Annotated in this window: 7 protein-coding genes and 1 tRNA gene; 4 read left to right on the top strand and 4 right to left on the bottom strand. The window is 66.7% G+C overall.

Features of this window, described 5'->3' with window-relative positions; all coding sequences use genetic code 11:
- From ABZD10_RS09830 to ABZD10_RS09820, 3 genes are all read right to left on the bottom strand, one after another.
- The coding region (locus ABZD10_RS09830) for a phosphopentomutase (protein WP_372886176.1) at positions 1–1043 on the bottom strand (1043 nt) is incomplete at its 3' end.
- Positions 1043–2347, bottom strand: coding sequence for a thymidine phosphorylase (locus ABZD10_RS09825; RefSeq protein WP_372886174.1), 1305 nt, complete (start codon positions 2345–2347; stop codon positions 1043–1045). The genes ABZD10_RS09830 and ABZD10_RS09825, both read right to left, overlap by 1 nt.
- A 3-nt stretch (positions 2348–2350) precedes the next feature.
- A complete protein-coding gene (locus ABZD10_RS09820) occupies positions 2351–2758 on the bottom strand; it encodes a cytidine deaminase (RefSeq protein WP_372886172.1) in 408 nt (135 codons plus the stop codon).
- A gap of 240 nt (positions 2759–2998) precedes the next feature.
- Between ABZD10_RS09820 and ABZD10_RS09815 the strand changes: the two genes are divergently transcribed.
- On the top strand, positions 2999–5278 hold the full coding sequence (locus tag ABZD10_RS09815) for an NADP-dependent malic enzyme (RefSeq protein ID WP_372886170.1): 2280 nt from the start codon (positions 2999–3001) through the stop codon (positions 5276–5278).
- Between the two features lie 314 nt (positions 5279–5592).
- On the top strand, positions 5593–7485 hold the full coding sequence (gene prpE, locus ABZD10_RS09810; protein ID WP_372886168.1) for a propionate-CoA ligase PrpE: 1893 nt from the start codon (positions 5593–5595) through the stop codon (positions 7483–7485).
- 103 nt (positions 7486–7588) lie between these two features.
- Here the strand turns inward: prpE and ABZD10_RS09805 are convergent, their stop codons facing one another.
- Entirely contained in the window at positions 7589–8350 is a 762-nt protein-coding gene (locus ABZD10_RS09805; RefSeq protein WP_372886166.1) for an NAD kinase, read from the bottom strand.
- A 180-nt stretch (positions 8351–8530) separates the two neighbouring features.
- Between ABZD10_RS09805 and glyA the strand changes: the two genes are divergently transcribed.
- Together glyA and ABZD10_RS09795 are read left to right on the top strand one after the other, a co-directional pair.
- Positions 8531–9823 (top strand): serine hydroxymethyltransferase, encoded by a 1293-nt coding sequence (gene glyA / locus ABZD10_RS09800; RefSeq protein WP_372886164.1) that lies wholly within the window; start codon positions 8531–8533, stop codon positions 9821–9823.
- Positions 9824–10015: 192 nt separating this feature from the next.
- Positions 10016–10092 (top strand) — tRNA-Ile (locus tag ABZD10_RS09795).
- The last annotated feature ends 152 nt before the right edge of the window (positions 10093–10244 follow it).

The raw sequence follows: 10244 nt of genomic DNA, 5'->3' as shown, positions 1-10244 counted from the left end.
CCATGATCGGCGGTCAACAGCAACAGGTCGCCGTCACGCAAGCGCGGCAGGATGCGGCCGATCTCGGCATCGAACCATTCCAGCGCCCGGGCATAGCCCGAAACGTCGCGGCGGTGGCCATAATCGCTGTCGAACTCGACGAAATTCGCAAAGGTCAGGCTGCCCTCCTCGGCCTCGTCCACCAGCCGATGCAGATGGCTCATCAGCGCCGCGTCGCTGCCCTTGACGCTGTCGCTGATGCCGCGCATCGAGAAGATGTCGCCGATCTTGCCGACGCCGTATACCCGGCGCCCGGCCGCCTGCAGCCAGTCGGTCAGCACCGGCGCCGGCGGCGCGATGGCGAAATCACGGCGGTTGGCGGTGCGCCTGAAACCGCCGGCAGCATCGCCGACAAAGGGGCGGGCGATCACCCGGCCGACCCGCATCGCATGCAGGCTCGGCGCCAGCGCGGCGCAGAGATCCAGCAGCCGCTGCAATCCGAAATGCGCTTCGTGGGCGGCGATCTGGAACACGCTGTCGGCGCTGGTATAGCAGATCGGCAGGCCGGTTCTGACGTGTTCAGCGCCAAGATCGTCGATGATCCGGGTTCCCGAGCCGTGACAGTTGCCCAGGATGCCGCCGGTGCCCGCCAGCCGGCAGACCCGCTCGACCAGATCCGCCGGGAAGGCGGGGGTCGCATCGGGAAAACAGGTCCAGTCCCAGGGCACGGGACAGCCGGCCAGCTCCCAGTGGCCCGAGGGCGTGTCCTTGCCGGGGCTGGTTTCGGTGGCGGCGCCCCAAAGCCCCTCGGGCGCGGCGTCCAGCCCCGGGGTCGCGGCGCCGCTGGCAAGCCGGATCGCCGCCCCAAGGCCAAGCCGGTCGAGATGGGGCAGCGCCAGCGGCCCCGAGCGCCCCTCCTGCGCCCGGCCGGCGGCGCAGGCCTGTGCAATATGGGCCAGTGTGTTGGCCCCGGTGTCGGGCAGCACCCCGTTGAAGAACCGGTCGGCATCGGGCGCACCGCCGCAGCCGACCGAATCCATGACCACCAGAAAGGCGCGCGGCATCAGCAGATCCTCTCGTGTATCAGGGGCGGAAGCGGCGGTGCTTGCGGCGCGATGCGGATCGCCCGAAGCACCCTTTCCGCCGCGGCCTCGGCGGTGCCCGCGTCGGCGGCATGAATCCGCAGCATCGGCTGGCCCTTTGCGACGCGGGCCCCAAGGCGCGGCACATCCGAAAGGCCGACCGCCGGGTCGATCCGGTCGGTCTCGACCCGCCGCCCGCCGCCAAGCAGCACCACGGCCATGCCCAGAGCCTCGCCGTCGATGGCGGCGACATGGCCGGTGTCCGGCGCGTTCACCTCGCGGATCACCGGCGCCACCGGAAGAAGGCGCGGCCAGCTTTCGACGAAATCCGCCGGCCCGCCCATCGCCGCCACCATACGCCCGAAATGCGCGGCGGCGCGACCGTCGGCCAGCACCGCGGCAAGCTGCGCCGCGCCCGCTTGCAAATCCGGCGCCAGCCCGGCTCCGACCAGCAGCTCGGCCCCCAGGGCCAGGCTCAGCTCGGCCAGCGCATTGCCGGGCGCACCGGTCAGCACCTTCATGCATTCCGCCACTTCCAGCGAATTGCCCAGCGACGGGGCCAGCGGCTGGTTCATGTCAGAGAGCACCGCGCGGGCCGGACAGCCCGCCCCCCTGGCGGTGGCGACCAGCGCCCGGGCAAGGTCACGGGCCTGTTCAGGGGTTTTCATGAACGCGCCCGACCCCAGCTTGACGTCGAGCACCAGCCCGTCGAGTCCGGCGGCGAGCTTCTTGGAAAGGATCGACGCGGTGATGAGATCGAGACTGTCGACCGTCGCCGTGACGTCGCGGATCGCATAAAGACGCCGGTCGGCCGGGGCGATCTCGGCGCTGGCGCCGACGATGGCACAGCCGGCGCTGTCCAGGATGGCGCGAAACCGCGCCGCGTCGACCGAGGTGTCAAGGCCGGGTATCGCCTCGAGCTTGTCGAGCGTGCCGCCGGAGTGACCCAGCCCGCGCCCGGAAATCATCGGCACGTAGACCCCGCAGGCGGCCAGCGCCGGGGCCAGTACCAGCGACACGCAGTCGCCGACCCCGCCGGTGGAATGCTTGTCAAGCACCGGCCCCGGGCAATCCCATTGCAGCCGCTCACCGCTGTCGCGCATGGCAAGGGTCAGCGCCACCCGCCCCGCGTCACCAAGGCCGCGCAGGCAGACCGCCATGGCAAAGGCCCCGGCCTGGGCGTCGGACACCGTGCCGTCGGCCAGCCCGCGCGCGAACCAGGCCAGCTCGGCCTCCGCCGGGCGATCGCCCCGGCGCAGCCGGGCAATGATGGCGCGGGCCTCCATCGATCAGCTGTTGTCCAGGTGGTGCTCGCCGAAGGCGCCGGGCAAAAGATCAGCCAGGGTGATCCGCTCTTCGGCGCCGTCGAGATTGGCCATGGTGATCACCACGTCGCCGGTGGCGAATTCCGCCAGTTTCTGGCGGCAGCCGCCGCAGGGGGTCACCGGGTGCGGGCTGTCGGCGATGACATAGACCTCGGTGAGCCGGGTTTCGCCGGCCGCGACCATGGCCGCGATCGCACCGGCCTCGGCGCAGGTGCCCTCGGGATAGGCGACGTTTTCGACGTTGCAGCCGGTATAGACCTGCCCCGAGATCGCGCGGATCGCCGCCCCGACGCGGAAATTCGAATAGGGCGCATAGGCGTTCTCGCGCACGGTCAGCGCCTGTTGCTGCAATGTGTTTTGCGACTGGCTCATGGTGATCTCCCCTTCCTCCCCGTTTCACGCCGGAACGGTGACCACGGTTCCGGCAAAGCGCTTGCACGGCGCGGCGAATCTCTGCTCTGATGGCCGGTACCGAGCGCGCCCGGTCAGCCGAGAAAGACTGCGGCGGGGGGAAAAAATATGCAAGAGCCCTTCCCTTTGGCCACTTCACCCCATTTCCTTTTCCGGAAAAGTAGTTTAATGCTAAACTAACCTAAATCCGAGGCCCCAGACATGTCCGACACCCACAAGGAATCCCTGCGCCAGGCGGCGCTGCATTATCACGAGCACCCCAAGCCGGGTAAGCTCGAGATCCGCGCCACCAAGCCCCTGGCCAACGGGCGCGACCTCAGCCGCGCCTATTCGCCCGGCGTCGCCGAGGCCTGTCTCGAGATCAAGGACAACGCCGCCGAGGCCTCGCGCTACACCGCGCGCGGCAACCTCGTGGCGGTGGTCTCCAACGGATCGGCGGTGCTGGGGCTGGGCAACATCGGCGCGCTGGCCTCGAAACCGGTGATGGAAGGCAAGGCCGTCCTGTTCAAGAAATTCGCCAATATCGACTGTTTCGACATCGAGGTGAACGAGACCGACCCCGAGAAACTGGCCGATATCGTCTGCGCGCTCGAGCCGACCTTCGGCGCCATCAACCTCGAGGACATCAAGGCGCCTGACTGTTTCATCGTCGAGAAACTGTGCCGCGAGAAGATGAACATCCCGGTCTTCCACGACGACCAGCACGGCACCGCGATCGTCGTCGGCGCCGCGGCCACCAACGCGCTGCGCGTCGCGGGCAAGAAGTTCGAGGATATCAAGATCGTCTCGACGGGGGGCGGCGCGGCGGGCATCGCCTGTCTCAACATGCTGCTGAAACTCGGCGTCAAACGCGAGAACGTCTGGCTCTGCGACATTGCCGGGCTGGTCTATGAGGGCCGCGAAGAGGAAATGACCCCGCAGAAGGCGGAATACGCCCAGGCCACCGACCTGCGCAGCCTGGACGAGGTGATCGAGGGCGCCGACATGTTCCTCGGCCTCTCGGGCCCCGGCGTGCTGAAACCCGAGATGGTCGCCAAGATGACCGACCGGCCGATCATCTTCGCGCTGGCCAACCCGACCCCTGAAATCATGCCCGATGCCGCCCGCAAGGTGAAGCCCGACGCGATCATGGCCACCGGACGCAGCGATTTTCCCAACCAGGTCAACAATGTCCTGTGCTTTCCATTCATCTTCCGCGGGGCGCTGGACGTCGGCGCCACCGAGATCAACGACGCCATGCAGCTGGCCTGCATCGACGGCATCGCCGAGCTGGCGCGCATCACCACCAGCGCCGAGGCGGCAGCGGCCTACAAGGGCGAGCAGCTGACCTTCGGCGCCGACTACCTGATCCCCAAGCCCTTTGATCCGCGCCTTGTGGGCGTGGTCTCGGCGGCGGTGGCCAAGGCGGCGATGGACAGCGGCGTCGCGACCCGCCCGATCGACAACCTGCCGGCCTATGTTCAGAAACTGAACCAGTCGGTGTTCAAGTCGGCGCTGCTGATGCGCCCGGTATTCGACGCGGCGCGCGCGGCGCGACGGCGGATCATCTTTGCCGAAGGCGAGGACGAGCGGGTGCTGCGCGCGGCACAGGCGATCCTCGAGGAGACCACCGAGACCCCGATCCTGATCGGACGGCCGGAAGTGATGGAGGCACGCTGCGAGCGCCACGGGCTGGCGATCCGCCCCACCGTGGATTTCGAGATCGTCAACCCAGAGAACGACCCGCGCTATCGCGACTACTGGACCTCTTATCACCAGATCATGCAGCGCAAGGGCGTGACCCCGGATCTGGCCAAGGCGATCATGCGCACCAATTCCACCGCCATCGGCGCGGTGGCGGTGCATCGCGGTGAGGCCGACAGCCTGATCTGCGGCACCTTCGGCGAATACCGCTGGCATCTCAACTATGTCGAACAGGTGCTGGGCGGCGGCTCATATGCCCCCCACGGGGCGCTGTCGCTGATGATCCTCGAGAACGGGCCGCTGTTCGTCGCCGACACCCAGGTCAACGAGATGCCCAGCCCCGAGAACATCGCCCGCTCGGTGATCGGCGCGGCGCGCCACGCCCGGCGTTTCGGCATCGAGCCGCGCATCGCGCTGTGTTCGCAATCGCAGTTCGGCAACCATGCCGAAGGCTCGGGCAAGCGGCTGCGCGAGGCGCTGGAGATCCTCGACAGCAAGGCGCGCGATTTCGTCTACGAGGGCGAGATGAACGTCGATGTGGCGCTGGATGCGGAACTGCGTTCCCGCATCTTCCCCAACTCGCGCCTGAAAGAGGCCGCCAACGTGCTGATCTTTGCCCATGCCGACGCTGCTTCGGGGGTGCGCAACATCCTCAAGATGCGCTCGGACGGGCTCGAGGTCGGGCCGATCCTGATGGGCATGGGCAACCGCGCCCATATCGTCAGCCCGTCGATCACCGCGCGCGGGCTGCTGAACATGGCCGCCATCGCCGGCACGCCGGTAGCCCATTACGGCTGATCGCGCCGGGCGGGGCGCTGCCCCGCACCCCGGGATATTTCCGGCAAAAGAAAGACAGCCGAAGACAGCCAACAGGGCGCGGCCGATTCCCGGACCGCGCCCTGTTTTTGCAAGGGTGGATTTGCAAGTTTGCATAAAAGCGAATTCGGCGTGAATATCCGCAGATAATACATGGGTTTGCAAAAGTTTGCAGGGCAGATTGCGCCGTCTCTGCAAATCTTTCGCGATAATCTGACGCGGCGGCGCGAAAGAGTCTTGCCGCACCTCGGGGCTCTTTCGTAACACCTTGGGAAAGGATTTCGGAGGAGAACACCATGTCATACCAAGACGTTTACCAAGGTTGGAAGAACGATCCCGAAGGCTTCTGGATGGAGGCCGCTCAGGCGATCGACTGGGACAGGGCCCCGTCGAAGGCGCTGTTCGACAAGGGCGACAATCTTTACGAATGGTTTGCCGATGCCAAGGTCAACACCTGCTGGAATGCGGTCGACCGTCACGTCGAAGCCGGCCGTGGCGAGCAGACCGCGATCATCTATGACAGCCCGATCACCCATACCAAGCGCGAGATTTCCTATGTCGAGCTGCGCAACCGGGTCGCCACCCTGGCCGGCGCGCTGCGCGCCAAGGGCGTCGAGAAGGGCGACCGGGTCATCATCTACATGCCGATGATCCCCGAGGCGCTGGAAGCGATGCTGGCCTGCGCCCGTCTCGGCGCGGTGCATTCGGTGGTCTTTGGTGGCTTTGCCGCCAACGAGCTGGCGGTGCGCATCGACGACGCCAAGCCGAAGGCGATCATCGCCGCCTCCTGCGGTCTCGAGCCGGGCCGCGTGGTGCATTACAAGCCGCTGCTGGATGGCGCCATCGATCTGGCCACGCACAAGCCCGACTTCACCGTCATCTTCCAGCGCGAGCAGGAAGTGGCCAAGCTGATCGAGGGCCGCGACTACAACTGGCACGGTTTCCAATATGGTGTCGAGCCGGCCGAATGCGTGCCGGTCGAGGGCAACCACCCCGCCTATATCCTTTATACCTCGGGCACCACCGGCCAGCCCAAGGGTGTGATCCGTCACACCGCCGGGCAGCTGGTGGCGCTGAACTGGACCATGAAGAACCTCTACAACGTCGATCCGGGCGACGTGTTCTGGGCCGCCTCGGACGTGGGCTGGGTCGTCGGCCATTCCTACATCTGCTATGGTCCGCTGATCCACGGCAACACCACCATCGTCTTCGAGGGCAAGCCGGTGGGCACCCCCGATGCCGGCACTTTCTGGCGGGTTATTTCCGAGCATAACGTCAAAAGCTTCTTCACCGCCCCCACCGCATTCCGCGCCGTGAAACGCGAGGACCCGAAGGGCGACTTCGTCAAGAAATACGATCTTTCCTGCCTGAAACAGGTTTACCTGGCCGGTGAGCGCGCCGACCCCGACACCATCGTCTGGGCCCAGGAACAGCTGCAGGTGCCGGTGGTCGACCACTGGTGGCAGACCGAGACCGGCTGGGCGATTGCCGCCAACCCGCTGGGGATCGAGGAGCTGCCGACCAAGCTGGGCTCGCCCACGGTGCCGATGCCGGGCTATGACGTCACCATTCTCGACGATGCCGGCCACCCGGTCGAACCGGGCACGCTGGGCGCGATCGCCATCAAGCTGCCGCTGCCGCCGGGCACGCTGCCCAACCTGTGGAACGCCGAGGACCGGTTCAAGAAAAGCTATCTCAACACCTTCCCCGGCTATTACGAGACCGGCGATGCGGGGATGATGGACGAGGACGGTTATGTCTATATCATGGCCCGCACCGATGACGTCATCAACGTCGCCGGCCACCGCCTGTCGACCGGCGCCATGGAAGAGGTGCTGGCCAGCCACCCGGATGTCGCCGAATGCGCGGTGATCGGGGTTGCCGACCAGCTGAAGGGGCAGATGCCGCTGGGCTTCCTGTGCCTCAACGCCGGCGTGGACCGCGACAATGGCGATGTGATCAAGGAAGTCGTGAAACTGGTGCGCGAAAAGATCGGCCCGGTGGCCGCCTTCAAGCTGGCGCTGGTGGTCGACCGCCTGCCCAAGACGCGCTCGGGCAAGATCCTGCGCGGCACCATGGTCAACATCGCCGACAACACGCCCTGGAAGATGCCGGCGACGATCGACGACCCGGCGATCCTCGACGAGATCACCGAGGCGCTGCAAACGCTGGGCTATGCCAAGGGCTGAGCCGGTCAAGCGACGGAAACAACCAAAGGCCCCGCCATCGCGCGGGGCCTTTTTCTTGGCGCGTGCCCGCCCGCAGGACCCGTGCCTGCGGCGCGACCAGCCGTCAGACGAACTGTTCGCGGATCAGCCGTTCTTCCAGCCCGTGACCGGGATCAAACAGGATCCTGTGCTGCACGCTCAGATCCGAGCGGATTTCCACGGCGCGCACATCGCGCACCGCGCGGCTGTCGGCCTCGGCCATGACGGGGCGTTTTTCGGGGTTGAGGATCTCGAACCGCACCACCGCCGATTTCGGCACCAGCGCGCCGCGCCAGCGGCGGGGGCGGAACGGGGCGATGGCGGTCAGCGCCAGCACGTCCGAGCCGATCGGCAGGATCGGCCCGTGGGCCGAGTAATTATAGGCCGTCGAGCCCGCCGGCGTGGCGATCAGCGCCCCGTCGCAGACCAGCCCGTCGAGCCGCAGCCGCCCGTCGATGGTGATTCGCAGCTTGGCCGCCTGCGGCCCGGCGCGCAGCACCGAGACCTCGTTGATCGCCAGCGCCTCATGCACCGAGCCGTCGACGCAGGTGGCGCGCATCGCCAGCGGGTTGATGACCTCTTCCTCGGCGGCCTCGAGCCGGTCCATCAGATCGCTTTCCGAATATTCGTTCATCAGGAACCCGACGGTGCCGCGGTTCATGCCATAGACCGGCGCCGCCAGCCCCTGGGTGCCATGCAGGCTGTGCAGCATGAAGCCGTCACCGCCCAGCGCCACGATCACCTCGGCCTCTTCGGGCGGGACGTTGCCATAGCGCCCCTTGAGCGTGGCCAGGGCGACCTGTGCCACCGGCGCGTCACTGGCCATGAAGGCGATGCGTTTGGACATGTCAGGCCCTGATTCCCGTTTCCGATAGCGCTCACTTTGCCCCGGATGGAAACACATCTCCGACGCGGGCACCAGTAGGGACGTTCTGACAGGGCGTCGCGTCGTATTCAGACCTTTCCACGCAAAGGTTCTTCCGCTACGAAAGCCGCCAACCTGACCTCTGATCTGGAGCCTTACCCAATGACCGAGACCCGTGATCCCGGATTTTTCACCGAGAGCCTGGCCAGCCGCGACCCCGAGCTGTTCGGAGCGATCACCGACGAGCTGGGCCGCCAGCGCGACGAGATCGAGCTGATCGCCTCGGAAAACATCGTTTCCGCCGCCGTGATGGAGGCCCAGGGCACGGTGCTGACCAACAAATACGCCGAGGGCTATCCGGGGCGGCGCTATTATGGCGGCTGCCAGCATGTCGACGTGGCCGAGAACCTGGCCATCGACCGCGCCAAACAGCTGTTCGGCTGCGGCTTTGCCAACGTCCAGCCCAACTCGGGCAGCCAGGCCAACCAGGGCGTGTTCCAGGCGCTGCTGCAGCCCGGCGACACCATCCTTGGCATGAACCTTGCCTCGGGCGGACACCTGACCCACGGCGCGGCGCCCAACCAGTCGGGCAAGTGGTTCAATGCGGTCCAATACGGCGTGCGCCGCGACGACAACCTGATCGACTATGACGAGGTCGAGGCGCTGGCCAAGGAGCACCAGCCCAAGCTGATCATCGCCGGCGGCTCGGCGATCCCGCGCGTCATCGACTTTGCCCGCATGCGCGAGATCGCCGACATGGTCGGCGCCTATCTGCATGTCGACATGGCCCACTTTGCCGGCCTGGTCGCGGCCGGCGAGCACCCCTCGCCCTTCCCGCATGCCCATGTCGCCACCACCACCACCCACAAGACCCTGCGCGGCCCGCGCGGCGGCATGATCCTGACCAATGACGAGGCCATCGCCAAGAAGGTCAACTCGGCGATCTTCCCCGGCATCCAGGGCGGCCCGCTGATGCATGTCATCGCCGCCAAGGCGGTGGCCTTCGGCGAGGCCCTGCGCCCCGAGTTCAAGACCTATCAGAAGCAGGTGCGCGCCAATGCCGTGGCGCTGGCCGATCAGCTGATCAAGGGCGGGCTCGACATCGTCACCGGCGGCACCGACACCCATGTGATGCTGGTCGACCTGCGGCCCAAGGGCGTCACCGGCAATATCGTCGACAAGGCGCTTGGCCGGGCCCATATCACCACCAACAAGAACGGCATCCCGTTCGACCCGGAAAAGCCCACCGTCACCAGCGGCATCCGCCTCGGCACCCCGGCCGGCACCACCCGCGGTTTCGGCGAGGCCGAGTTCCGCGAGATCGCCGACCTGATCGTCGAAGTGGTCGACGGGCTGGCCGCCAATGGTGAGGACGGCAACGGCGAGGTCGAGGCGGCAGTGCGCGCCAAGGTCGCCGATCTCTGCGCCCGGTTCCCGCTTTATCCGAATCTCTGATTTCCGTCAGAGCCCGCTCTTTCGAACCCCGCTGCCGGTTGCCCGGTGGCGGGGTTTTCCTTTGCGCGCGGCATGGCGGCCTTGGGTGCCCGGTGCCCTGTGCCCGCCGCGCTTGCCCGGCAAACCCGAGGCTTGCCAACCGGTTGGCCTTGACGCGGCTGCGGCGTGTGGTAGCAATTGGCCCTCACGAGAGGGCCTGTAGCTCAATTGGTTAGAGCAGAGCGCTCATAACGCTTTGGTTGCGGGTTCAAGTCCTGCCGGGCCTACCACATCTCTCGTCTCCGGCACCGATCCGGCGCGGCGCAGCGCCTAGGGCGTGGACTCAATTGCGCGTAGCCAGATCCTTGCGGATGCGAGTGCGACGGCAGCCATGAAGTTGGCGGCGTGTTTCTCGAACCGGGTTGCGATGCGGCGGAACTGT

Source organism: Shimia sp., assembly GCF_041624275.1.
Classification (GTDB): Bacteria; Pseudomonadota; Alphaproteobacteria; order Rhodobacterales; family Rhodobacteraceae; genus Shimia.
Note: the sequence above shows the minus strand (reverse complement) of the source record. Positions and strands in the feature narration are given on the sequence as shown.

Excerpts from the sequence above, each read along its gene's own strand:
- ABZD10_RS09820 (WP_372886172.1), bottom strand. The coding sequence starts at position 2,758 with ATGAGCCAGTCGCAAAACACATTGCAGCAACAGGCGCTGACCGTGCGC.
- ABZD10_RS09825 (WP_372886174.1), bottom strand. The coding sequence starts at position 2,347 with ATGGAGGCCCGCGCCATCATTGCCCGGCTGCGCCGGGGCGATCGCCCG.
- ABZD10_RS09815 (WP_372886170.1), top strand. The coding sequence starts at position 2,999 with ATGTCCGACACCCACAAGGAATCCCTGCGCCAGGCGGCGCTGCATTAT.
- prpE (WP_372886168.1), top strand. The coding sequence starts at position 5,593 with ATGTCATACCAAGACGTTTACCAAGGTTGGAAGAACGATCCCGAAGGC.
- ABZD10_RS09805 (WP_372886166.1), bottom strand. The coding sequence starts at position 8,350 with ATGTCCAAACGCATCGCCTTCATGGCCAGTGACGCGCCGGTGGCACAG.
- glyA (WP_372886164.1), top strand. The coding sequence starts at position 8,531 with ATGACCGAGACCCGTGATCCCGGATTTTTCACCGAGAGCCTGGCCAGC.